This is a genomic window from Stenotrophomonas sp. YJH_SMC_19 (genome assembly GCF_059367915.1).
This window is the reverse complement of record NZ_JCAFRI010000010.1, coordinates 51,817-74,348: the sequence shown is the minus strand read 5'-3', so window position 1 is coordinate 74,348 and position 22,532 is coordinate 51,817. Positions and strand designations below refer to the sequence as shown.

Sequence of the window (22,532 nt, the reverse complement as noted above, 5' to 3'; positions counted from 1 at the left end):
GTAGAGTCGAGCAAGCTCGACTCTACGGCAGCAGGTTATCGGCCGGCTGACTGCCGGGCGTTGTCGCGCAGCGCCATGTCCTTGCCGATCTGGTAGCCGCCGAACAGCACCGCCAAGGCGATGATCGCGGCGACCATGATGGACTTCTGGGAACTCCAAACGGGCGGCTTGTTGTCCTGCATGTCGGTCATCCTTGAGCGCGGCAGTGCGCCGCCCGCCGAGCATGCGCCGCCCGACCGGTGCGTGCAAGCGGGCGGTGCGCACGCCCCTGCACGGCGCCGGATTGATTCTGCTCAAGGCACGGCCTGCACATCCGGTGTGCAATGGTGTCGTTCCCATCTGGCAGATCGCTACGGAGCCCCACCATGTACAAGCGCATCCTGATTGCCACCGACGGATCCGAGCTGGCCGATAAGGGCCTGGCCAAGGGCCTGGAGCTGGCCAAGGACCTCAATGCCGAGGTCGATATCGTGACTGTTTCCGAGCCATGGGCCGTCGGCATGTACGATGCCATGGGCTGGAGCGTGGGCTACATGAACAGCCCGGAGTACAAGGCCGACCGCGAGGAAGGTGCGCAGAAGGTGCTGCAGCCGGCGCTGGCCAAGGCGGCCGAGCAGGGCATCACCGCCAATCCGGTGCACGTGCTGGACCGCTACGCGGCTGACGGCATCATCGAGACCGCCGGCGAGCGCAACAGCGATCTGATCGTGATGACCTCGCACGGCCGCCGTGGCGTGACCCGCGTGCTGCTGGGCAGCCAGACCGCCGAAGTGCTGGCACGCAGCACGCTGCCGGTGCTGGTCATCCGCTGATCCACACCACTGATTCAAGCGTTCCCGGGGAGGGGACCCGACGCCGGCCGCAGGATGCGCGCCGGCGTTGTTTTTTGTCGGGGATCGGGGGGCGGATCCACGCATGGCGTGGATCTACTGATAGGCGGTCACCCACGCATGGCGTGGATCCACGTTCGTTGTCCCGGTAGATCCACGCCATGCGTGGATGGGCCGTGCCGATGGCCTTGAGGGGTCAGAGCCCTTTCCTGTGGAGAGGGATCCGACCCCGGTCACATCACCAGCTGTACAGCTTCCAGTACACCGGCGACACACCGTCCTTGTCGTTGTCGAAACGGCCATCGCCGTTCTTGTCGTACATGTAGAACGGAGCACCGCGCGATGGCGTCACCTTGACCATGCGCAGCTGGCCGGACACACGGTATTCCTCGATGACATCGCCGTTGTCCATGGTGCGCTTGGAGACATCGGCGCCCTTGACGTCCACCGGGGGAGCACCTGCGCCACCCATGCTGGCGCAGCCAGCGAGCAGGAGCAGGGAAGCCAGCATCAGGGTCTTCATCGGCGGGGGCCTTTGCCTGGAGAGAGCCCTGATTATGCCCCATCGCCAGGTGCGTGCCGTGTCGTCGCGGTGCAGGCACGGGCGCGTAGAATCGGCCCATGAGCAGATTAGTCCTGATCGACGGGTCCAGTTACCTGTACCGCGCGTTCCACGCGCTGCCGCCCCTGTCCAATGCACAGGGTGAACCCACTGGCGCACTGTTCGGCGTGGTCAACATGCTGCGTTCGACGCTGAAGGAACGCCCGGCCTACGTCGCGTTCGTGGTCGATGCGCCCGGCAAGACCTTCCGTGACGACCTGTACGACCAGTACAAGGCCAACCGCCCGCCGATGCCCGATGAGCTGCGCAGCCAGGTCGAGCCGATGTGCCGCATCGTCGAGGCGCTGGGCATCAGCATCCTGCGCGTCCCCGGCGTGGAAGCCGACGATGTGATCGGCACGCTGGCCCTCCAGGGCCTGGCGCAGGACCTGAAGGTGACCATTTCCACCGGCGACAAGGACTTCGCCCAGCTGGTGCGCCCGGGCATCGAGCTGGTCAACACCATGACCGGCAGCCGCATGGATTCGGATGCGGCGGTGATGGAGAAATTCGGCGTGCGCGCCGACCAGATCATCGACCTGCTGGCGCTGATGGGCGACGCGGTCGACAACGTGCCGGGCGTCGAGAAGTGCGGGCCGAAGACCGCTGCCAAGTGGCTGGCCGAGTACCAGCACCTGGATGGGGTGATGGCGGCCGCGCCCACCATGAAGGGCAAGATCGGCGAAAACCTGCGCGCCGCGCTGGAGCGTCTGCCGCTGAACCGCGAGCTGGTGACCATCCGCACCGACCTGGCGCTGGACGCCAGCCCGACCACGCTGGCCCTGCGCGAGCAGGACGTGCCGGAGCTGACCGAGCTGTATGCGCGCTACGGCTTCACCCAGGCGCTGAAGGAGCTGGGTGCGCCGGTGCCGGCACCGGTGGCCGCCAGCGAGGCGACCCCGAGCCTGCGCGGCACTGCGGCCGGCTTCGCGCGTGGCAGCGTCGAGGCGCCCGCCGCCGGCACGCTGGATCCGGCACTGTCCGCGCCGGGTGAATACGAGACCGTGCTGAGCGCCGAGCAGCTGCAGGCCTGGGTCGAACGCCTGCAGCAGGCCGACCTGATCAGCTTCGATACCGAAACCGATGCGCTGGACGCGATGCGTGCGCGCCTGGTGGGCATCAGCCTGGCCGTCGAGCCGGGCAGGGCGGCGTACATTCCGGTCGGCCACGATTACCCGGGTGCGCCGGCCCAGCTGCCGATGCAGCAGGTGCTGGACGCACTGCGCCCGGTGCTGCAGGACCCGGCGAAGAAGAAGCTGGGCCAGCACGGCAAGTACGACCTGCACGTGCTGCGCCGCCACGGCGTGCAGGTGCAGGGTTACCACGACGACACCATGCTCGAGAGCTTCGTGCTCAATTCCACCGCCACCCGCCACGACATGGATTCGCTGGCGCTGCGCTACCTGGGCTACAGCACCATCAAGTTCGAGGACGTGGCCGGCAAGGGCGCCAAGCAGATTCCGTTCTCGCAGGTGGGCATCGACGAGGCCAGCCGCTACGCCGCCGAGGACGCCGACATCACCCTGCGCCTGCACCACGCGCTGCAGCCGCAGCTGCTGGCCGAGCCGGCGCTGGACAGCGTTTACCGCGGCATCGAGATGCCGCTGGTGCCGGTGCTGGCCAGCATCGAAGCCAACGGCGTGCGGGTCGACACCGACGAACTGCGCCGGCAGAGCCAGGACCTGTCTTCGCGCATGCTGGCAGCGCAGCAGAAAGCCACCGAACTGGCCGGGCGCAGCTTCAACCTGGATTCGCCCAAGCAGCTGCAGGCGGTGCTGTTCGACGAGTTGAAGCTGCCGGCGGTGGTGAAGACTCCCAAGGGCCAGCCCAGCACCAATGAAGAGGCGCTGGAGGCGATTGCCGACCAGCACGAGCTGCCGCGCGTGATCTTGGAGTACCGCGGGCTGGCCAAGCTGCGCAGCACCTACACCGACAAGCTGCCGGAGATGGTCAACCCGGACACCGGCCGCGTGCATACCAGCTACCACCAGTCCGGTGCCGCCACCGGCCGCCTGTCCTCGTCGGACCCGAACCTGCAGAACATCCCGATCCGCACCGAGGATGGTCGCCGCATCCGCCGCGCGTTCGTGGCGCCGGAGGGCTTCCAGCTGCTGGCGGCCGACTATTCGCAGATCGAACTGCGGATCATGGCCCACCTGTCCGAGGACCCGGGCCTGGTGCGTGCCTTCGAGCAGGGCGCCGACGTGCACCGTGCCACCGCCGCCGAGGTGTTCGGGCGCACGCTGGAGGAAGTGACCCCGAACGAGCGCCGCGCCGCCAAGGCGATCAACTTCGGGCTGATGTACGGCATGAGCGCCTTCGGCCTGGCCCGCAACCTGGGCATCGACCGTGGCCAGGCGCAGGACTACGTGGCGCTGTACTTCAGCCGCTACCCGGGCGTGCGCGATTTCATGGAGCGGATGCGCCAGCAGGCCCGCGACCAGGGCTATGTGGAAACCCTGTTTGGTCGTCGCCTGTACCTGAACGACATTCATGCACGTAACCAGGGCCTGCGCGCCGGTGCCGAACGCGCGGCGATCAACGCGCCGATGCAGGGCACCGCCGCCGACATCATCAAACGCGCGATGGTGGACGTGGACCAGTGGCTGCGTGACAGCGGCGCACCGGCACGGATGATCCTGCAGGTGCACGATGAACTGGTGTTCGAAACCGAAAGCAGTTTCGTTGAAGACTTGCGTTTGCAGGTGGTCGAGCGCATGTCGCAAGCGGCCAAACTGCGGGTGCCGCTGGTGGTCGATACCGGCATCGGCAACAACTGGGACGAAGCGCACTGAGGGCATTTCAGGCCGAAAACGACGTGAATTCGTTCATTCGTCAGAGGTTTCTGACTCGATCATGAATGTTGTCCTGATCGAGGTTCATTAAATTGGGCCCCTTCACGAACCGTTAGTGTTCGGAGTGCTTCTATAACTCTCGACAGGCGCAACGCCTGTTGTGGATCTCTCCCATCCCCTGGAGCAGATCTCGGAACGGGGACTCCTCCCCAAGTGCCCGTTCCCCGGCCCCGTTGACCTCCCCCTGGTCAGCGGGGCTTTTTATTTGTGCCGCCGCAGCACCAGGGATGGGGTCAGATCCTTGGTGCTAGGCTGGGCTACCGTTCCACAGGGGAAGACCATGCCCGATCTGTTTGCACTGGCAATGCCCTGGTGGGAGTTCATCCTGCGCGCGGTGGTGGTCTATGTCGTGGTGCTGGGCATGGTCCGGCTTGGCGGCAAGCGGGCTCTAGGGCAGATCACGCCCTTCGACGTGCTGTTGATCGTGCTGCTGGGCAATGCGGTGCAGAACGCGCTGCTGGGCACCGATACCTCGCTGGGCGGCGGCCTGCTGCTGGCCGCGACCCTCATCCTGCTCAACTATGGGGTGGGCTGGCTGACCACCCGGAATCGACGCATGGAGCGGATGATCGAAGGAGAACCTACCGTAATCGCGCGCGATGGCCGGCTTTTGGAGGGTGTTCTCCGCCGCGAACTGATCAGCCGGGCCGATTTCGATGCTGCGTTGCGCCAGCAGGGTGGCCTGCGGATCGAGGATGTGCAGATCGCCCTGCTGGAGACGACCGGGCACATCACCATCCTTCCGCGGAAGGGCACCTGATCGTGTAGCACCGAGCATGGGCTCGGCGCTACAGGGCATCATTCACGGTGTGCAGCGGGTAGTGCCGGCCGCCGGTTTGCGCTCGTAATAGGCGAATCGATTGCCGCTGTCGATACCGACCAGGTTACCGTTCTGCAGCAGCTGCAGAACGAAGTCGCTGCCGATATCGCGGTGGATGAGGATGCGGCCATCGCGCAGGCTTGCCCGCAGTGGCTGTTCGCGGCCACCGGCCTCAACCACACCACCCTCGAGGAAACGCAGCTGCGACAGCACGCTGCGCTCGGCTTCAAAGCTGCCACAGGGCAGTGCGGCGGCCGGCACCGGCGTGAGCGCTGCCGCGGGGGCGCTGGAGAGAACGGCAAGGTCCTTGGCCGGACCGCAGGCCGGGGCATCCGCGCGCTGCGCACAGGACCGCTGCAGCGCATCGCGGGCCTGCTGCAGGCGGCCACTGCTCCACAAGGTTTCGGCGGTGTCGGCGCAGAACGTTTCGCCCTGTTGCACGCGGCAAAGGTCGATCAGTTCATCAAGCTGTGCAGGTGGCAGAGGCGCATCCACGGAATGCTGCAGGCCGAGCAGGGCCTTGCCCATCATTTCCGAGGCAATCTCCTTGGCTGCCGTCATGCAACCCTCGGCGTCGAACGAGGGCAGCTCCTCCCTGCAGATCTCGGGAATCGGCGGTTCTTCCTTTCTGGGCGCTGCGTCCTTGGCCTGCTGCTGGTAGGTCTCCAGCAGGCGCATGCAGGCTGCGCCCACGCCCTCGGCGCACCAGGCGTGCAGTTTCACGGGTGCGGCCTCTGGCAGCGCCTCCAGGCACTCGGAGGTGTTCATCACGCAACCGTCCTCGACGGGCTGCGGCATCGTCTTGCAGGCGGCGGCGTGCTCACGGGTGAACTCGCGATAGGGCGTGCTGATCGTGCGGTCGTTGTCCGAGAAGTACCAGTTTTCCAGCTGGCCCGTGGAGAGGTTGCCGGCACCGAGCACGTCTTCCTGGCGGGCGATGCGCAGCTCCTCGGTGGCCTGGTAGGGGCCGGACAGGAAGCCGTGGCCTTCGCTCTCCAGGGTCAGCGTGGTGTTGCCGTTGCTGTCCTTGTAGGTGCCGCAGGCCATCGACTGCGCGGCGGCCGGCAGGCTGGCCGAGGCCAATGCAAGCAACAGCAGGGAGCGCCAGCCCGCAGCGCGGGGGCGGAGGGAAACAGCAGCGGGCATGGGGTCATCCTTGAAGGAAGTGAGCAGGGCCTGTCCGGTGCGGGGCGCACCACAGGCAGGAGAGGGCGCCACGGGTCAGGCGTGGCGCCGGAAGATCACAGCCAGTCGCGCGGCACCAGATAGTCGGCCAGGCGCGCCTCGGCGCTGCCCGCTTCCGGCGCGAAGCCGTACTCCCAGCGCACCCGTGGCGGCAGGCTCATCAGGATGCTCTCGCTGCGGCCGCCGCTCTGCAGGCCGAACAGCGTGCCGCGGTCGTAGACCAGGTTGAACTCCACGTAGCGGCCGCGGCGGTACAGCTGGAATTCGCGCTCGCGCTCGCCATGCGCGGTGTCCTTGCGCTGCTGCACGATCGGCAGGTAGGCGTCGAGGAAACCATCGCCGACCGCACGCAGATAAGCGAAGTCGCGCTCGAAGTCGCCGTGCAGGTCGTCGAAGAACAGCCCGCCGACGCCGCGCGTTTCATTGCGGTGGCGCAGGAAGAAGTACTCATCACACCAGCGCTTGTGCGCAGCATAGCGTTCGTCGCCGAACGGAGCACACAGATCGCGTGCCACCTGGTGCCAGTGCTGCACGTCCTCGTCGAACGGATAGAACGGGGTCAGGTCGAAGCCGCCGCCGAACCAGCTGGCCACCACTTCACCGTCGCGCTGTGCCTGGAAGAAGCGCACGTTGGCATGGGTGGTCGGCACGTAGGGGTTGAGCGGGTGGAACACCAGCGACACGCCGGTGGCGCGCCAGGAGGCGCCGGCCAGTTCCGGGCGGTTGGCCGAGGCCGACGGCGGCAGGCGGCTGCCGGACACATCGGAAAAGCCGATACCGGCCTGCTCGAACACCGCGCCGTCGCGCAGCACGCGGGTGCGCCCACCGCCGCCCTCGGCACGCTGCCACAGGTCTTCCTGGAAGCGGGCCCGGCCATCGACGGCCTCGATCGCCGCACAGATGCGGTCCTGCAGGTCGGTGAGGTAGGCGCGCACGCGCTCGAATTCGTTCATGGCGCGTACTTTACCGCAGGGCCCGCCCGAAGCTGCGGACAGGCCCTGGCCGGCTCAGCGCTTGCGGTTGGAATGGCGCGGCGGCGGGGTGTCGTCTGATGCCGCGTCATCGGCCGCCTTCTGCAGCGCGCGGCCCAGATCGATCAGTTCCCAGTTCTGGGTGCCGAGCACGTCGCAGGCCACGTGCAGGCCACTGCGGTCGGCCTTGCACAGCCGGTCCAGCAGTGCATGTGCATCCACCTCGGCATCGTTGCCCTGGGCCGTGACCAGGTTCTCGCAGCCCTCGCGGACGCCGGCGCGGCAGACCGTGGTGTAGTGCTCGGCGGCCTGCAGCCAGTGCCCGGACAGCGCAAGGCGGTTGCCGAGTACGTTGCAGCCCTGCAGCTTGCCCTGCGCGCAGCAGGCTTCCGCCCCGCCGGCAGCGAGCGCCTGCGGGCAATCCTGGGGTAGCGGCAGCACGGTGTACTGCTTCGGTGCACTGCAGCGGCCCGGGCCATCGCCAGTGGGGGTGAACACCTGGAAGCGGGTCCAGGTATCCAGGCCCAGCAGTTGGCCGCCAGGCAGCGGACGCAGCACGAAGTCGCCGCCCCTGTCGTGGCGGATGCGGATGTCGCCCTCTTCGACGCGGGCGCGGAGATGACTGTTCCAGCCAACGCCGACCAGGCCGTTGTCACCGAAGTCCAGCGTGTCCATCAGACCGCCATCGGCCCGGTAGTTGCCGCAGGGCAGGGCCGTTGCCGGTTGCGGTCGCAATGATGCGCCCAGCGCCTGCAACGCCGGCAGACGCTCGCAGGTGGCGGTGTCGTTGCCCGGTGTGCAGGCCGCAGCCAGCGCCTGCACCGCAAGCAGGGGATCTCCCGCGTCCCAGGACAGTTCGGCCACCCGCTCGCAGAAGCCGCCATGCGCTACCTCGCGGCACAGCCGCAACAACTGTTGCCGCCGCTCAGCCGGAATGATCACCGGCACGGTCGGCGCCGTCATCGTCACCATGGCTTCGGTCATGGCTGCCGTCATCGCGGCCTTGACCAGCTGCGCCTGCACTGCGGGGTCGGACTCGAGCGCGGCGGCACATGCCGGGGTTTCCTGTTCGAAGCCACCGTTGTCACAGGCAGCGGGGAGCTTGATACCGGACAGGGCGGCGTCGAGGGCCGCCTTCTGCTGGACAGGATCGGCCTTCACCGTAGGCTTGGCTTCATCACGCCAGCGATCAGCCAGTTGCAGGCACATGCCGGGCACGCCTTCCCGACACCCTGCTTCCAGCGCGGCCGGAGTGGCTTCGTGACGGTTGTCCAGGCAGGCCACGGCATTGGCCAGGCAGCTGCCTTCAGCCGGTGTGGCTGCGGCGGCGCACTGTGCGGGGGCCTGCAGGATGTATACCGTGCCATCCACCTCGACCGTGCGACCACGATCACCTACCTGCAGCGGGCTGGGCAGGCCGTACTCCAGGTTCACCAGTTGCAGCTTCCCGTCGATCTGCTGGAACGCGACCGGAGACGGCGCACTGCCGAAGTGCTTCTGCTCGCCACGGTTGGGTGAGCTGATGCGCAGCGTGCTGCTGCCTTCGTCGGCCTTGAACAGGCCGCATTGTGGTGACTGTGCGGCGGCCATCGGTGCGGCCAGCAGCAACGCCCAGGCCAGCCAGCGCTGGCGCGGTGCGGGTGAATGCATGTCGTCTCCTTGACGATCGAACGGGAAACTCCAGGCGCTACGGCGAACCAGGGCCCTCGCGCGGGGGCGTACATTCTGCCGTGCCGGGCACGGGCTGGTAACGCTGGTAGGCGGTCTGCGCATCCATGCCGAGCAGATCGCCGTTGCCGAGCTGGCGCAGCACAAGGGTTTCGCCGTTCTGCTGCATGTGGATGGCGCCGTTCTGCAGGCGGGCCCGGGTGCCATCGCCGAAGTCGAGCCTGTCGATCACGCCTCCATCGGCCTGGTAGCGGCCGCAGGGCACCTGCTGGGCCGGGACGAGGTGCAGGTCAGCGCCGGGACCGCGCAGCGGTGCGATGCGTTCGCAGGCGCTGGCGCGGCCGGCATCGCAGACCACCTGCAGCGCCTGCACCGCCAATGCGGGCTCCAGCGCGATCAGCTGCTGTGCGGCTACTTCGACGCAGAAGCGGCCACCACGTTGCTGCAGGCACAACTGCTGCAGGCGATCGCGTGCAGCGGCCGGAAGCGGTGAATCCGGCATGTCTTCGTCTTCCTGTTGCAGGCGTTCACCGACCTTCTGCATGGCGGCGGCCAGCGCATCGCCGGTCAGCGTCTCGCAGGCCTGCGGGTCATGGCCGGGCGTGTGTTCGCGGCAGATGGGCGGGCGTTCGAAGCGCGCGGGGCTGGTGTCATCGCTGCCGGCTACAGTTGTTCCATCGCGAAGCTGGCGCAGCAGCGCCGAGCAGCCCGCGCCAACGCCTTCGCTGCACGCACGCTGGGCCTGGCCGGGTGAGGCCGTGGGCAGCCGTGCAACGCAGTGGCTGCCGGCGGCGCGGCAGCTGCCGTCCATCGCGCTGGGCTCGCTGGCGCAGGCGCGGGGCTGGCGCAGGATGTAGAGCACCACCCCGTCGTGCTCGATGCGCTGCCCATCGGCGCTGATCCGGATCAGCTGCGCCACGCCATCGTCGAGCATGACCAACCGCGTCTGTGCCGCACCGCGATCAACCCACAGCGGCTGCGGCTCGCTGCCATCATCGTGGTGGTAGCCGCTGCCGGGACTGGTGAACACCAGCGCCATGCCGCCATCGGCGCTGCGGTATTCGCCACATTGCAGCGCGTCGGCGCTGGCAGGCAGCGCAGTCAACAGCAGCAATGCGGGGAGAAGGGTCGGTAAGCGCAAGCGACGGTCCTTGTCGTGCGGGAAAGGGGGGGGCTCAGTGGAAGCGCGAGCGGAGGTCCGGCCGCAACAGGCGCCAGGCCAGCCAGCCCTGCAGGCCGAGGAGCACCAATGACATGGCCACCACGGTCAGCGTGATCAACCAGCGTTTCAGATGGAGTTCCTGCTGCAGGACGGCGTCGTCGGAGAGAAACGGGATGACGTCACGCATGAACACGTCCAACCAGCCGGCGATCGCAAAGTTGGCCAATGCGCTCAGCAGCAGGATCACCACAAAGCTCCACAGGCCCCAGCTGCGCTCGCGCAGCAGGCCCCAGCTGGCCAGCGTCGAGGCCAGGCACAGCAGCGCGGCAATCATCGACGCGGCCACCGGATGCGCCAACAGCCAGGTCAGGCTGTGCAGGTGCTGGTCTTGTACTTCCCTCTCAACCAGATGCCAGATCGGAAGGTTGTGCAGCGGCCACAGCAGCAGTCCCTGCATCACGAAGTACACCGTGAGCAGCAGCGACAGCCAGAACGAAGCGTGTGCGATCGGGCGCACCCAGGCGTGATAGGTCGGCTGGACCAGCGAGGGAATCGGCGGGATCGACATTGACATCCGGTGTCCTTGCAATCGGTGCCCGCGCGATCAGCGGGCCGTCACCCGGGTGGCGACGGCCGGCAGGATATGGTGTTCGCTCAACGGTGCCAAGGGCTGGCCATGCGGCGGCTGCAGTGGCACCCAGGCCAGTTCGGCGATCTCGGCACATGCCTGTGGCGTGCCGTCCACCCGCACCCACCAGGCCTGTGCCTGCACCCGATGGCCGGGTTCGTTCACCGCCCAATCCTCGAAGGTGCCCAGCGCGATGGCGGTTTCGGCGCACAGCTGCACACCGAGTTCTTCGTCCAGTTCGCGGGCCAGCGCCTGCAGCGGCGCTTCGCCGGGTTCGGGCTTGCCGCCCGGTTGGATGAAGCGGCTGGCGCCGTGCTTGCGCACCACCAGCGCCCGGCCGCGGTCATCCAGGATGACCGCGGCCACGATGTGGATCGTGGCCGCGGCGTTGCTCACTTCAGGTTCTGCTCGAACAGCTTGAGGATGCGCTTGTACTGGTCCAGCCAGGAATCGGCGCGCACATAGCCGTGGCGCTCCAGCGGGTACGGTGCGATCGACCAGTTGTCCTTGTGCAGTTCGATCAGGCGCTGGGTGAGGTTCACCGAGTCCTGGAAGAACACGTTGTCATCCATCATGCCGTGGGCGATCAGCAGGTTGTCCTGCAGGTTCTGCGCGTATTCGATCGGCGAGGACACGCGGTACGCCTCCGGATCGATGTCCGGGGTATTGAGGATGTTGCTGGTATAGCCGTGGTTGTACTGGTGCCAATCCACCACCGGGCGCAGCGCGGCGCCGGCCTTGAACGTGCCCGGCGAGCGGAACAGGGCCATGAAGGTCATGAAGCCGCCGTAGGAACCACCGTAGATGCCGGCATGGTCGCGGTCACCCTGCTGGGTGTCGACCAGCCAGTCCAGGCCGTCCTTGTAGTCTTCCAGTTCCGGGTGGCCCATGTTGCGGTAGATCGCCGTACGCCAGTCGCGGCCGTAGCCCTCGCTGCCGCGGTAATCCATGTCCAGCACGATGTAGCCCTTCTGCACCAGCAGGTTGTGGAACATCTGCTCGCGGAAGTAGGCCGGGTAGCGCTGGTGCACGTTCTGCAGGTAGCCGGCGCCGTGCACGAACATCACGATCGGGTACTTCTTCCCCGGTTCCTTGTTTTCGGGCTCGTAGTACTTGGCCCAGACCACGCCGGCGCCATGCTTGGACGGCACCGCCACCAGCTTCGGCTGGATCCACTGGCGCGCCTTGAACTCGGCAGTGCGGGTGTCGGTCAGCACGCGGGCCTGGCCTGCGCCGGTGCTCGGTACCACGGCCAGCTGCGCCGGCAGGTAGGCGCCGGAGTAGCGCACCAGCAGCTGCTGGCCGTCCGGCGACAGCGAGAAGTCTTCCACGCCGTTGAGGCTGGTCAGCTCGCGCACTTGGCGGCTGCCGGTGTCGACCGCGCAGACTTCGTAGTCATGCGGCGCCTGCTGGTTGCACAGGAAGTAGAAACCCTTGCCGTCGGCCGACAGCACCGGCGCCGAGGTTTCCCACTTGCCGCTGGTCAGCGCCTGCGGCTTGCCCGTACCGGACTGGGTATACAGGTGCGAGAAGCCCGATTCCTCCGACAGCAGCCACAGCGTGCGGCCATCGGCCATCCAGCCGAAATCATTGAAGCCCCAGTTGATCCAGGCGTTGTCGGTCAGGCGATGGCGGTTCTGCACGCGGCCGTCGGCGGCGTTGACGCTGATGATCCAGCGGTCCTTGTTGTCGTTGGCACGCAGCATCACCGCGGCCTGCTGGCCATCGGGGCTCCAGCGGATGCCACCGCCCATGAAGTCGCTCATCACCTGCAGGCTGCGCTCGCCCTTCAGCGCGTCCTTGCCGGCCTTGCGGCGCAGCTCGGCCAGCGGATCGGTGCTGATGCCCGGCAGGCCGGCCAGAGAGACTTTCTCGGCCTTGCCGGTGCGCACGTCCACGTACCACAGCGTGTGCGGCTCGAAGCCGTTACGGCCGACGCGGGTGCGGGTGTCTTCGGTTTCCTCGTAGCCCGACTCGGTCACGTACAGCGGCATCTTGCCGCCACGGCCGTCATCGAAGTCCTTCGGCTTGGTCACCACGACCAGGTGGGTCAGGTCAGGCGACAGCACGCTGTCGGCGATCTCCACGTCGGCGCCCAGGTACACCGGGCCCGGCGCGCGGGTCGGGTCAGCCTGGCGCCAGCGCTGGTCCTGGTCCTTCAGTGCTTCGCGCTGGTCACGGTCGCGGCGAAGGGTTTCCAGCGTGCGCAGCTGCTGGTCGCGCAGGACGTCGGCCTTCGGCGGCGTACGCGGATCCTTTTCGGCCTTCAGGCTGGCCACCTGCTGCACGCCGCTGGCGGCGGTCCAGTGGAACCAGTTCTGGCCGACGCGCCAGATCACGCCATTGTCGGCGGCGAAGTTCACGTTGCCCGCGCGCTCGTTGCTGCGGGTGAGCTGGGTCAGCGCGCCGCTGCGCAGGTCGCGCACGAACACATCGCCATTGCGCACGAAGGCGCTGCGGCTGCGGCTGCGGTCGTAGACCGGCTCGGCCACGTCCAGGGTGCCGCGCTGGTCATCGGCCACCTGCGCGGCCACGCCACCGGCCACCGGCTGGCGGAAGGTATCGCGCACCGGGCTGCCGTTGCGCTTGAGCTGGTACTCCACCTGCTGGCTGTTCCACGACCACCAGGCCTTCTCGACCGGCGGGCCGATCCAGTCCGGGTCGGCCATGGCCTGTTCGATGGTGATCGGCGTCGGCGCGGCATGCGCGGCCGGTGCGGCCAGCACGGCCGACAGCAGGAGGGACAGGGGCAGCACTCGGGACATGGGTGGACGGCACCAGTAGAGGAAAACCGGCCAAGCGTAGCAGCCGTAAGGGCCGGGGGCAGGGGCCACAGGTCATGGCAGCGGGATTGGCAAAGTAGTGCAACCGCTGGCCGGCCTCGCGCATCCATTCTCCTGAACATCATCCACCGAACAGGAGCCCGACCATGCAGGAACTGATCCCGATCACCCTCTTCATCTGCATCGCCTACGCGATCCACGCCATTGCCGATGCCCGCGCGCGCAGCAAGCTGGTGGCCCCGCACGTGCCCGAGGAAGTGATCCGCTCGCTGGCCGTGCTGGAAGAAGAGCGCCGCCGCCAGGGCGCGCTGCGCTGGGGCATCAGCCTGGTCTGCCTGGCGCTGGCCATGGCCCTGCTGGAAGCGATGGGTGCCCGTGACCTGACCTTCGGCGCCGCCGCCGCACTGGTCGGCAGCGCCGGCCTCGGCCAGCTGCTGGCCTGGCACTTCACCCGTCCCGCCGTCCGCAAGGGCTGAGCCGGAACATGCCACGGGCACAGGGGGCGCCCCGTAGATGAGCCTGCTCGGCGAAGCACTGTCGGCACTGCGGGGCCGTCGCCGCCACGATACAGCGGCGACGGCGGCACCCGCCGCACCGCTGGACGCGGACCAGGCCCTGGTGCGGGCCATCATCGATGGCTCGCAGGTGGCGTTTTCGCAGCTGGTCGAGACCCATCAACGCACCTGCGCGCATGTGATCGGGCGCATGGTGGGCGATCGTGATCAGGTGGCCGACCTGCTGCAGGAAACTTTCCTTGCGGTGTTCCGCCAGCTGCACCGGTTTCGTTTTGAATGCTCGCTGCGCACCTGGGTATCCCGGGTCGCTTACACCACGGCGCTGCAGCACCTGCGCCGGCGGCGGCTGGAGGCGCAATGGATGGTGGCCGTGGAGGTGCCGGAGGAACTGGGGACCGGCGATGAAGGCCCCGGGCCCGCCGAGTTGAGCGAGGCGCTGCAGGCCGGGCGCCAGCTCGGCGTGGCACTGGAACGGCTGAGCGCGCCGCAGCGCCTGATCGTCGGCCTGCATTACCTGGAGGATTTCGATCTGGCCGAGATCGAGCAGGTGACCGGACTGGCACGCGGTACCATCAAGAGCCACCTGCACCGCGCGCGCCAGGTCCTGAAGCAGGAACTGACGCGGCGTGCTGCCGCCGGAGAACTGCTGTGAACCCATCGACCGACCCTCGTGATGCGGAAGAGCGCGCGCTGGCGCAGGCGTTGCGTGAGCAGGTGCAGCGGGAAGAAACGCCGGATGTGAGTGAGGCGCTGCAGAAGCGCATTGCCGCTGAGTCACGCGACAGTGGCGTGGGCTATGTGGTGGTGCAGGTGCTGTTGTTTGGCGCGCTGTTGGCTGCAGCGGCCTGGTACTTTTGGGTCTAGAAGAACATTGACGCCCGCAACTGCTTTGGGACGCTTCTTCCTCCAACTTCCGATCAGATATCCAAGCGTCGGGCGTTGTCTCCACGTCGGCAGTTGGCCTTTCCCGTCAGACTCCGTCACGTCGGCCTCGTCATCAGTGGCAGTCGCTCTATCCAGGGTCCGCGAGCTACGTGTGTTTCCTGAGGAAAGTTGCAAACTCCATGCCTCCGCTTGAGTCGGAGTTTCACAATCAGAGACTCTCAACCATCAGCTTCCACGGGTATGGAGTGAGAATCACATGGACAGGTGCGCCAGTAATCCAACGCCGGATGCAATTGGATGATGCTCTACTACATCCAGCTTTCGCTTGCCCGATTCAAGCAACGAATCGGCACTCATCTGGCAATCGCTCTCATGCTGGGTGCGGGGGTGGGGATCACGACCGTGATGCTCTCCATTGTTCTCCAGGCATCGTCGGATCCCGCGCCAGGCCGGAGCTCCGCATTGTTCCGCCCGTACCTTGACGCGCGTCCAGATGCTCTGCGCAGTGGTTCCCCGGATCCGGGACAGGCACTGACCTGGCCGGATGCGAAGGCGCTTCTGGGCCAGGGGAGGTCGTGGAAGCAGGCCGCCATGGCGGGCGGGGCGGTGACGCTCTCCCGGCCGGGAGCCTCCAGCGCAAGGCTGCGTGCGAGGTTCGCAACGTCCGAAGTGTTCAGTGTTCTTGGCATTGCTGTTGTTGAAGGGCGAGCATGGACCGCCGAGGAGGGGCATGCTGCGAGTCGTATAGTGGTCCTGTCGCGTGCGCTCGCCGAGCGCGAGTGTGCGCAGGACTGTGTTGGTCATCGGTTGGAACTGGGCAGGCGCACCTACACTGTTGTGGGTGTCGCGGAGGATTGGCATCCGGTGCCGATGTTTCAGGGAGATCTCACACGCCGGCCGTTTGTGGAACCTGACGAGATCTACCTGCCGGTTGAAACCGCAATCGCAGACAGGCTGACTGTTGTGGACGGGACGGCGATCTGGGGGGGTGACCAGGACACGGACCCTGCAGGAGCCAACGTGTCATGGCTTCAATTGTGGGCGTGGCTGCCCAACGCGGATGATGTCGCCGCCTACCGGGCGAATCTGGATGCCTATGCACAGGCAAAGGGCCTTCGGATCGAACCAGGCACCCAGCAGGTGGCACTCTGGCCGTTGACGGAGTGGCTGGACAGGCTGGGATTGGTTCCAGAGCGGGCCAGGATGCAGCTTCGGCTGTCACTGATCCTTCTCGGTGTGTGCATCGTCAACGCGGCGGCGCTGCTGAGCTTCAGTCTGGGGCGCCGTCGGCGGGAGCTCGCGATACGACGTGCACTGGGAGCGCGACGTCGGGACGTGTTCATCCAGCTCATGTGGGAATCCATCGCGGCGGGAGCCGCAAGCAGTGTGCTCGCTGTCGTCACCTACACGCTGGGAATCCGGGTGGTTGCTGCGGGAGACGTTCTGCCCAGCGCGATAACGGCGATGCATGCTGGGGCAATGCTGATGGCCGCTGGCCTGGGAGTCGTCACGACGTTGCTCTGTTCATTGGTCCCGTCGTTTGAAATCTGCAGGGTCAGCTCCCTGTCGAGTGCCTTCGCGAAGGGGGCTGCCTGAAATGTTCGAATCGATGAGGGAGACCCGACGACATTTGGGAAGCGCCGCACTGCTTGCAGTGCAGGCAGCGCTTGCAAGCCTGGCATGTGCGTTCGCACTGCAATCTGCGCTGGACAGCTTCGCCAGATTGAACGCCGGGAGCATCCGGGAGGCAGCATCGATTGGTGTGGTCAGAGTCTCTGATGTCGAAGACGGCGCGGATGCGGCAGTGCTGCGGGCAGACCTGTCCGCGATCCGGCTGCCCGGTGTTCAGAACACGGTTGTGAGCGACGCTGTTCCGTTCGGGGGAAGAGCCCATCGATACGGCGTATGCACCAGTGAGTCGGCCATGGTGCATTCGATGAACGCGGGCACGGCAGACGTTGCTGGATGTGATCGCGTTCCCGTTGTAACTGCAAGCTCTGGCTTGCTGGCGATGCTGGGCGCGGGAATCGTCCTGGGGCGCGATGCCATGGAGGAGGACATGGTTGAAGGCGCTCCGGTGGTGCTGATCAGTGAATCGCTGGCTGCCCATCTGTTCGGAACGGGGAATGCTGTTGGCCGCCACCTGTATTTCGGCCCCGGCAGCAGCCGGGTCATCGTGGGCGTATTTGCGTCTGTTGCTGGACCGGCGCCAGGCGGCAATGAGCGGGACTCGCAGTGGGTGCTGCTCCCGGGCCTTCCCATGGGCGCCAGTCGCTATTATCTGGCGAAGTGGAGGTCGGAGGTTGATCGTTCATCGCTTGATCGCACCGCCGATGCGCTGCAGCGGCCTTATCGGATCATGCATCCAGCCGGTGTCGAGACGCTGGCGGGTTATCGCGACGCCTACGTCAAAGCTGATCGCTTCGCTACGACCGTGCTCGCGGTCATGACCGCCGTTGTTCTCGGTGTGCTGATGGCCGGCGTTTCCGGAGTTGTGGGCGCGTGGCTTGATCGGCGCCGGCACTCCATTGGGGTCCGACGGACATTGGGTGCTCGCAGGTCCGTGATCTTTGCCGAAATCATGTTCGAGGTTTCACTGTTCACCACGCTGGGCACCCTGCTCGGCGCGTTGTCGTTGCAGTGGGTAGGGTCGCCGCAGGACGGCAGCACAGGTTCACCGTGGTTCTCGATATCGAGCGCTGTCGTGCTGGTGATGGCGGCCTGCTTGACTGCACTGGTACCCCGGGCCCTGCGAATCGCCAAGGAGCCGCCCTTGACCTTGCTGAAGCCCCTGTAGCCCATTCATCCTGTCACCCAGCTTCACCTGCGACAAAGTGAAGCAGCGCGTCACCCGGTCGCATCCCGTCTTAACGAAATCCTCCTAAAGTGGTCCGGTATCCCACCGGTCACAGGCAGGAGGCGTCCCTTGGACGCGTTGTTGTTGTCCCGGATCCAGTTCGGGTTCGTCATCAGTTTCCATGTGCTGTTCCCCGCCTTCACCATTGGCACGGCCAGCTGGCTGGCCTTCATCGAATGGCGCTGGCTGCGCACCAAGCTGCCCGTGTGGCGCGAGCTGTATTTCTTCTGGCAGAAGATCTTCGCGGTGTCGTTCGGCATGGGCGTGGTCAGCGGCATCGTCATGGCCTTCCAGTTCGGAACCAACTGGCCACGGCTGAGCGAGGTGGCCGGCACGGTCATCGGCCCGCTGCTGACCTACGAAGTGCTGACCGCGTTCTTCCTGGAAGCCAGCTTCCTCGGCGTGATGATGTTCGGCTGGGGCCGCGTCTCGCCGCGCCTGCATTTCCTGTCCACCTGCATGGTGGCGCTGGGCACGCTGTTCTCCACGTTCTGGATCCTGTCGTCCAACAGCTGGCTGCATACGCCGGCCGGCTACGAGATGGTCAACGGCGTGGTGCATCCGGTGGACTGGTGGCAGGTGGTGTTCAATCCTTCGTTCCCGTACCGGCTGGCGCACATGGCGCTGGGTTCGTTCATCACCACCTGTTTCGTGATCGGTGGCGTGGGCGCGTGGTACCTGCGCAAGGGCACGCACGTGGAAGCGGGCCGGCGCATGTTGATCGCAGCGGTGGCGTTCGCGGCACTGACCGTGCCGGTGCAGATTTTCGTCGGCGACATGCATGGCCTGAACACGCTCAAGCACCAGCCGATGAAGATCGCGGCGATGGAAGCGCACTGGCATGAAACCAAGGAGGGCGAGGGCGTACCGCTGGTGGTGTTCGCGCTGCCGAACGAGAAGGAAGAGCGCAATGATTTCGAAGTTGCCATCCCGAAGCTGGGCAGCGTGATCCTCACCCACAGCCTGGACGGCACCTTCGACCCGCTCACTTCGGTACCGTCCAGCGAGCGGCCGCCGGTGACGCCGGTGTTCTTCGCCTTCCGCATCATGGTCGGGCTGGGCACGCTGATGCTGCTGCTGGCCTGGGTGTCGGCGTTCCAGTTGTGGCGCAGGAAGCTGCTGGATTCGCCGAGGCTGCTGCGCGGCTGGAACTGGATGCTGCCCGGCGGCTTCATCGCGCTGCTGTCCGGGTGGTTCGTCACCGAGATGGGCCGCCAGCCGTGGGTGGTGTATGGCGTGCTGCGCACCGCTGATGCGGTCGGCCCGCAGAGCGCGTGGATGACCGCGCTGTCGCTGGCGGTCTACGTCGTTGGCTACGCCTTCGTGTTCGGCTGGGGCATCTGGTACCTGGTGAAGATCCTGCGCCACGGACCGCGTCCGCACGATGATGGGCCGTCGCTGGACCACGGCAGCCACACCCCGGCACGCCCGCTGTCGGCGGCCGACGAACCGCTGGAGGAGCGCTGACATGGACCTGATGACCTGGCTGCCGGTGGCGTGGTTCGCGGTGATCGGCTTCGGCGTGCTGATGTATGTGGTGCTGGACGGTTTCGTGCTCGGTATCGGCATCCTGGCCCCGTTCGCCGAGGACGAGGAACAGCTGGACCTGATGATGAACACCGCCGCGCCGATCTGGGACGGCAACGAGACCTGGCTGGTGCTGGGTGGCGCCGGCCTGCTGGCGGCGTTCCCGAAGGCCTATGCGGTGCTGCTGTCGGCGCTGTACCTGCCGGTGCTGCTGCTGGTGGTGGCGCTGGTGTTCCGCGGCGTGGCGTTCGAGTTCCGCTTCAAGGCGCATCGATCGCGCCGGCTGTGGAGCGTGGCGTTCGGCCTCGGTTCGCTGCTGGCCACGTTTGCCCAGGGCGTGATACTCGGCACCCTGGTGCAGGGCATCCCGCTGGTGGACGGTGTCTATCAGGGCGGGCCGTTCGCCTGGTTCAGCCCGTTCGCGATGCTGACCGGTGCTGCGCTGGTGGCCGGCTATGTACTGCTGGGCAGCACCTGGCTGATCCTGAAGACCGAAGGCCGCGTGCAGGCGCTGGCACGGCAGATGACCCGGCCGCTGGTGGTGGCGGTGATCGCAGCGATGGGCCTGGTCAGCAGCTGGCTGCCGTTCCTCGATTCGCGGCTGATGGCGCGCTGGTTCAGCGACGGCAACTTCTGGTGGCTGTCGCCGGTGCCGCTGTTGACCCTGGCGGTGGCCGCCGCGCTGTGGCGCAGTGCGACCCATCCGCGCCGCGACCTGCCGCCGTTCCTGCTCAGCCTGGCGCTGTTCGTGCTTGGTTTCCTTGGCCTGGTGCTGGGCATGTGGCCGTACCTGCTGCCGCCGTCGATGACCCTGTGGCAGGCCGCCGCGCCGGCCTCCTCGCTGGGCTTCACCCTGGTCGGGCTGGTCATTCTGCTGCCGGTCATCCTCGGCTATACGGCGTGGTCGTACCGGGTGTTCCGCGGCAAGGTGCACGCCGACACCGGTTACCACTGATGGGTTGAAGGCGGGGCCCGCCGGTGCCGGGCCCCGTGTTGGGGAATGTGAAACCTGCACACCCCGGGCGGGACGTGCTAGCGTGCGCTCCTTTCCGGCAGCCAGGGGGGCAGCCGGCGACGTCCTGGACGGACGCACGGCTGCAGGAATGGGGGGCCGCCGCGCGTCGCCGTAATGGCTCGTGCCTATCGTTCTCCCGTTGAAGCACCAACGCTAAATGATTGAATTCTCCATCGTCGACTGGGCCGCGTGGGCGCCCGGCCTGAGCGAGCGTAGCCAGTGGCTGGGCTGGGCCGAAGCGCCGTACCTGCCGCACGGCGGGGATACGCCGGCACTGGCAGAGGTTCCGGCAATGCAACGCCGTCGCATCGAGCGGTTGGGCCGCATGGCGATCCAGACCGCGTGCTGGTGCGAGGACGGGCAGGGGGCCGACAGCGACGTGCCGCTGGTGTTCGCCAGCCGCCATGGCGACGTCGCACGTTCGATGGACCTGCTGGGGGCGCTGGTCGGCGACCAGCCGTTGTCGCCCACCGGATTTGGCCTGTCGGTGCACAACGCGATCGCCGCGCTGTATTCAATCGCCCGCGGCCATCGCGGCAACTACCTGGCATTGGCTGCTGGCCAGGCAACGGTCGAAGCCGCGTGCCTGGAGGCCGTCGCCCTGCTTGCCGATGGCGCCCGCGAGGTACGGGTGGTGGTCTACGAGTCGCCGCTACCGGAGGTTTACGCGACGTTCGCCGACGAACCCGACCCGTTCTTCGCCTGGTGCTGGCGTTTGACCGCGCCAGCAGAGGGCCGGCCGACGCTGGCGCTGCAGTGGCAGCCGGCCGACGGCCAGGCCAGCACTGTGCCTGGCCTGCTGCCGCACGCGCTGGACCTGCATCGCTTCCTGTTGTCCGGCGCGCCAGCGCTGGAGCACGTGGCCCATGGCCAGCGCTGGCGCTGGGGCCGCCGTGAGTGAGCTGCCGCGCCGCCTCGACCACGCCTGGCGGGTGTTTGGCACCGGCCTGAGCTTTGTTGCGTTTGGCCTGGGCGGGCTGCTGCTCGGCGTCCTGGTGATGCCGGTACTGCTGCTGATGCGGGACCCGGTGGCCCGTCGCCGGCGCGCCCGGCGCGTGGTCCAGGTCGCGTTCGCCAGCCATCTGCGGCTGATGCGCGGGCTTGGGGTGATGACCTACGAGATCGAGGGCGGTGAACGCCTGCAGCGTGACGGCCTGCTGGTGCTGGCCAACCACCCGACCCTGATCGACGTGGTCTGCCTGATCTCGCTGCTTCCCAACGCCGACTGCGTGGTCAAGCGGGCCGTGGCCTGCAACCCGTTCATGCGCGGTCCGGTACGGGCCGCCGGCTACATTTCCAATGACGATGGCGCCGGCCTGGTCGATGACTGCGTGGCCGCGGTGCATGCCGGCGGCACCCTGGTCATCTTCCCGGAGGGCACCCGCAGCGTGCCCGGGCAGCCGCCGCGCCTGCAGCGCGGGGCCGCCAACATCGCCGTACGGGGCCGCATCGACGTCACCCCGGTGCGGATCACCTGCAGCCCGCCAACCCTGACCAAGGGACAGAAGTGGTATCGTGTCCCCTCACGTCGCTTTCACGTTCGGCTGCAGATCGGCGAAGATATCCCGATCGCGCCTTTCTTGGCCGAAGACGACTCGCCAAGGGGGGATGCCTTGGCGGCACGCCGCGTTACCGAGCACCTTTCTCGTTATTTCGACCTGTCTGGAGAGCCGCCCCGTGCAAGCACTTGAGCACGAGATCAAGGAATTGATCATTTCCTCCCTTTCGCTGGAGGACATCACGCCGGAGGACATCGATCCGACCGCGCCGCTGTTCGTCGAGGGCCTCGGCCTGGATTCGATCGACGCGCTGGAGTTGGGCCTGGCGTTGCAGAAGAAGTACGGTGTCAGCCTCTCGGCCGATTCGGAAGAAACCCGTCGCCATTTCTCCAGCGTGCGCGCGCTCGGCGAGTTCGTCGCCGCCCGCCAGTCGTAACGGCGCCAGGAATTGCCATGACCAAGAATGAACTGTTCGAACGCATCGTCAGCATCCTGACCGACAGCTTCGAGATCGAAACCGCCCGGATCACCCCCGAGGCACGCCTGTACGACGACCTGGATATCGACAGCATCGATGCGGTCGACCTGATCGTGCAGCTCAAGCCGCTGCTGGGCCGCAACCTGCAGCCGGAAGCGTTCAAGGCCGTGCGCACCGTGCAGGACATCGTCGATGTCGTGCATGGGTTGCTGCCGGACCAGGCAGCCGCCTGACCGCAGCGCCGGCGGCTCCG

The 22,532-nt window shown here is 66.8% G+C and carries 23 protein-coding genes; 14 read left to right on the top strand and 9 right to left on the bottom strand.

Annotation, left to right across the window (positions count from 1 at the left end; translation table 11 throughout):
• Nucleotides 1-35: 35 nt before the first annotated feature.
• Nucleotides 36-182 (bottom strand): hypothetical protein, encoded by a 147-nt coding sequence (locus tag AC5P5R_RS12245; RefSeq protein ID WP_005411630.1) that lies wholly within the window; start codon nucleotides 180-182, stop codon nucleotides 36-38.
• A 183-nt stretch (nucleotides 183-365) separates the two neighbouring features.
• Here AC5P5R_RS12245 and AC5P5R_RS12240 point away from each other — a divergent pair, with 183 nt between their 5' ends.
• Complete coding sequence (locus AC5P5R_RS12240) at nucleotides 366-812, top strand: universal stress protein (protein ID WP_005411629.1); 447 nt, start codon at nucleotides 366-368, stop codon at nucleotides 810-812.
• Nucleotides 813-1,068: 256 nt separating this feature from the next.
• On the opposite strand, the gene AC5P5R_RS12235 is transcribed toward AC5P5R_RS12240, so the two are convergent.
• Nucleotides 1,069-1,353, bottom strand: a complete 285-nt coding sequence (locus tag AC5P5R_RS12235; protein WP_005411628.1) for a DUF2782 domain-containing protein — start codon at nucleotides 1,351-1,353, stop codon at nucleotides 1,069-1,071.
• A 98-nt stretch (nucleotides 1,354-1,451) separates the two neighbouring features.
• On the opposite strand from AC5P5R_RS12235, the gene polA reads away from it, so the two are divergent.
• Both polA and AC5P5R_RS12225 read left to right on the top strand, forming a co-directional pair.
• Nucleotides 1,452-4,226: a DNA polymerase I gene (gene polA, locus AC5P5R_RS12230; RefSeq protein ID WP_099473876.1), complete on the top strand. Its 2,775-nt coding sequence runs from the start codon at nucleotides 1,452-1,454 to the stop codon at nucleotides 4,224-4,226.
• A 340-nt stretch (nucleotides 4,227-4,566) separates the two neighbouring features.
• Complete coding sequence (locus AC5P5R_RS12225) at nucleotides 4,567-5,046, top strand: DUF421 domain-containing protein (RefSeq protein ID WP_024957711.1); 480 nt, start codon at nucleotides 4,567-4,569, stop codon at nucleotides 5,044-5,046.
• Nucleotides 5,047-5,088: 42 nt separating this feature from the next.
• Here AC5P5R_RS12225 and AC5P5R_RS12220 read toward each other — a convergent pair whose 3' ends face one another.
• The 7 genes from AC5P5R_RS12220 to AC5P5R_RS12190 form a co-directional block, all read right to left on the bottom strand.
• Nucleotides 5,089-6,252: a hypothetical protein gene (locus AC5P5R_RS12220; protein WP_099497361.1), complete on the bottom strand. Its 1,164-nt coding sequence runs from the start codon at nucleotides 6,250-6,252 to the stop codon at nucleotides 5,089-5,091.
• A gap of 95 nt (nucleotides 6,253-6,347) precedes the next feature.
• Entirely contained in the window at nucleotides 6,348-7,244 is an 897-nt protein-coding gene (gene hemF / locus AC5P5R_RS12215; RefSeq protein WP_099497360.1) for an oxygen-dependent coproporphyrinogen oxidase, read from the bottom strand.
• Between the two features lie 54 nt (nucleotides 7,245-7,298).
• Nucleotides 7,299-8,912 (bottom strand): hypothetical protein, encoded by a 1,614-nt coding sequence (locus tag AC5P5R_RS12210; protein ID WP_099497359.1) that lies wholly within the window; start codon nucleotides 8,910-8,912, stop codon nucleotides 7,299-7,301.
• 37 nt (nucleotides 8,913-8,949) lie between these two features.
• Complete coding sequence (locus AC5P5R_RS12205; RefSeq protein ID WP_100438184.1) at nucleotides 8,950-10,071, bottom strand: hypothetical protein; 1,122 nt, start codon at nucleotides 10,069-10,071, stop codon at nucleotides 8,950-8,952.
• A gap of 34 nt (nucleotides 10,072-10,105) precedes the next feature.
• Nucleotides 10,106-10,666: a hypothetical protein gene (locus AC5P5R_RS12200; RefSeq protein WP_005411621.1), complete on the bottom strand. Its 561-nt coding sequence runs from the start codon at nucleotides 10,664-10,666 to the stop codon at nucleotides 10,106-10,108.
• Between the two features lie 30 nt (nucleotides 10,667-10,696).
• On the bottom strand, nucleotides 10,697-11,116 hold the full coding sequence (locus AC5P5R_RS12195; RefSeq protein ID WP_005411620.1) for an NUDIX hydrolase: 420 nt from the start codon (nucleotides 11,114-11,116) through the stop codon (nucleotides 10,697-10,699).
• Complete coding sequence (locus AC5P5R_RS12190; protein ID WP_088429552.1) at nucleotides 11,113-13,485, bottom strand: S9 family peptidase; 2,373 nt, start codon at nucleotides 13,483-13,485, stop codon at nucleotides 11,113-11,115. The genes AC5P5R_RS12195 and AC5P5R_RS12190 overlap by 4 nt, the downstream gene beginning before the upstream one ends.
• Nucleotides 13,486-13,649: 164 nt before the next feature.
• Here AC5P5R_RS12190 and AC5P5R_RS12185 point away from each other — a divergent pair, with 164 nt between their 5' ends.
• The 11 genes from AC5P5R_RS12185 (at nucleotide 13,650) to AC5P5R_RS12135 (ending at nucleotide 22,512) form a co-directional block, all read left to right on the top strand.
• On the top strand, nucleotides 13,650-13,979 hold the full coding sequence (locus AC5P5R_RS12185; protein ID WP_043034435.1) for a hypothetical protein: 330 nt from the start codon (nucleotides 13,650-13,652) through the stop codon (nucleotides 13,977-13,979).
• A gap of 37 nt (nucleotides 13,980-14,016) precedes the next feature.
• Complete coding sequence (locus AC5P5R_RS12180; RefSeq protein WP_099497357.1) at nucleotides 14,017-14,670, top strand: RNA polymerase sigma factor; 654 nt, start codon at nucleotides 14,017-14,019, stop codon at nucleotides 14,668-14,670.
• Nucleotides 14,667-14,882 (top strand): hypothetical protein, encoded by a 216-nt coding sequence (locus AC5P5R_RS12175; protein ID WP_099497356.1) that lies wholly within the window; start codon nucleotides 14,667-14,669, stop codon nucleotides 14,880-14,882. The genes AC5P5R_RS12180 and AC5P5R_RS12175 overlap by 4 nt, the downstream gene beginning before the upstream one ends.
• A gap of 321 nt (nucleotides 14,883-15,203) precedes the next feature.
• Nucleotides 15,204-16,499, top strand: a complete 1,296-nt coding sequence (locus AC5P5R_RS12170) for an ABC transporter permease (RefSeq protein ID WP_224119312.1) — start codon at nucleotides 15,204-15,206, stop codon at nucleotides 16,497-16,499.
• Nucleotide 16,500: 1 nt separating this feature from the next.
• A complete protein-coding gene (locus tag AC5P5R_RS12165; RefSeq protein ID WP_099497354.1) occupies nucleotides 16,501-17,700 on the top strand; it encodes an FtsX-like permease family protein in 1,200 nt (399 codons plus the stop codon).
• Between the two features lie 129 nt (nucleotides 17,701-17,829).
• Nucleotides 17,830-19,227 (top strand): cytochrome ubiquinol oxidase subunit I, encoded by a 1,398-nt coding sequence (locus tag AC5P5R_RS12160; protein WP_100438186.1) that lies wholly within the window; start codon nucleotides 17,830-17,832, stop codon nucleotides 19,225-19,227.
• A gap of 1 nt (nucleotide 19,228) precedes the next feature.
• Nucleotides 19,229-20,242, top strand: a complete 1,014-nt coding sequence (cydB, locus tag AC5P5R_RS12155; RefSeq protein ID WP_100438187.1) for a cytochrome d ubiquinol oxidase subunit II — start codon at nucleotides 19,229-19,231, stop codon at nucleotides 20,240-20,242.
• A gap of 217 nt (nucleotides 20,243-20,459) precedes the next feature.
• Nucleotides 20,460-21,203, top strand: coding sequence for a beta-ketoacyl synthase chain length factor (locus AC5P5R_RS12150; protein ID WP_005411612.1), 744 nt, complete (start codon nucleotides 20,460-20,462; stop codon nucleotides 21,201-21,203).
• Nucleotides 21,196-21,993, top strand: a complete 798-nt coding sequence (locus tag AC5P5R_RS12145; protein WP_005414875.1) for a lysophospholipid acyltransferase family protein — start codon at nucleotides 21,196-21,198, stop codon at nucleotides 21,991-21,993. The genes AC5P5R_RS12150 and AC5P5R_RS12145 overlap by 8 nt, the downstream gene beginning before the upstream one ends.
• Entirely contained in the window at nucleotides 21,980-22,237 is a 258-nt protein-coding gene (locus AC5P5R_RS12140) for a phosphopantetheine-binding protein (protein ID WP_005411610.1), read from the top strand. Before AC5P5R_RS12145 ends, AC5P5R_RS12140 begins: the two co-directional genes overlap by 14 nt.
• A 17-nt stretch (nucleotides 22,238-22,254) precedes the next feature.
• Nucleotides 22,255-22,512 (top strand): acyl carrier protein, encoded by a 258-nt coding sequence (locus AC5P5R_RS12135; RefSeq protein WP_005411609.1) that lies wholly within the window; start codon nucleotides 22,255-22,257, stop codon nucleotides 22,510-22,512.
• The last annotated feature ends 20 nt before the right edge of the window (nucleotides 22,513-22,532 follow it).

Coding starts and splice junctions, on each gene's coding strand:
- AC5P5R_RS12240 (WP_005411629.1), top strand. CDS start 366: ATGTACAAGCGCATCCTGATTGCCACCGACGGATCCGAGCTGGCCGAT.
- AC5P5R_RS12135 (WP_005411609.1), top strand. CDS start 22,255: ATGACCAAGAATGAACTGTTCGAACGCATCGTCAGCATCCTGACCGAC.
- AC5P5R_RS12185 (WP_043034435.1), top strand. CDS start 13,650: ATGCAGGAACTGATCCCGATCACCCTCTTCATCTGCATCGCCTACGCG.
- AC5P5R_RS12165 (WP_099497354.1), top strand. CDS start 16,501: ATGTTCGAATCGATGAGGGAGACCCGACGACATTTGGGAAGCGCCGCA.
- AC5P5R_RS12245 (WP_005411630.1), bottom strand. CDS start 182: ATGCAGGACAACAAGCCGCCCGTTTGGAGTTCCCAGAAGTCCATCATG.
- AC5P5R_RS12225 (WP_024957711.1), top strand. CDS start 4,567: ATGCCCGATCTGTTTGCACTGGCAATGCCCTGGTGGGAGTTCATCCTG.
- hemF (WP_099497360.1), bottom strand. CDS start 7,244: ATGAACGAATTCGAGCGCGTGCGCGCCTACCTCACCGACCTGCAGGAC.
- AC5P5R_RS12190 (WP_088429552.1), bottom strand. CDS start 13,485: ATGTCCCGAGTGCTGCCCCTGTCCCTCCTGCTGTCGGCCGTGCTGGCC.
- AC5P5R_RS12200 (WP_005411621.1), bottom strand. CDS start 10,666: ATGTCAATGTCGATCCCGCCGATTCCCTCGCTGGTCCAGCCGACCTAT.
- AC5P5R_RS12220 (WP_099497361.1), bottom strand. CDS start 6,252: ATGCCCGCTGCTGTTTCCCTCCGCCCCCGCGCTGCGGGCTGGCGCTCC.
- polA (WP_099473876.1), top strand. CDS start 1,452: ATGAGCAGATTAGTCCTGATCGACGGGTCCAGTTACCTGTACCGCGCG.
- AC5P5R_RS12180 (WP_099497357.1), top strand. CDS start 14,017: ATGAGCCTGCTCGGCGAAGCACTGTCGGCACTGCGGGGCCGTCGCCGC.
- AC5P5R_RS12235 (WP_005411628.1), bottom strand. CDS start 1,353: ATGAAGACCCTGATGCTGGCTTCCCTGCTCCTGCTCGCTGGCTGCGCC.
- cydB (WP_100438187.1), top strand. CDS start 19,229: ATGGACCTGATGACCTGGCTGCCGGTGGCGTGGTTCGCGGTGATCGGC.
- AC5P5R_RS12150 (WP_005411612.1), top strand. CDS start 20,460: ATGATTGAATTCTCCATCGTCGACTGGGCCGCGTGGGCGCCCGGCCTG.
- AC5P5R_RS12210 (WP_099497359.1), bottom strand. CDS start 8,912: ATGCATTCACCCGCACCGCGCCAGCGCTGGCTGGCCTGGGCGTTGCTG.
- AC5P5R_RS12170 (WP_224119312.1), top strand. CDS start 15,204: ATGCTCTACTACATCCAGCTTTCGCTTGCCCGATTCAAGCAACGAATC.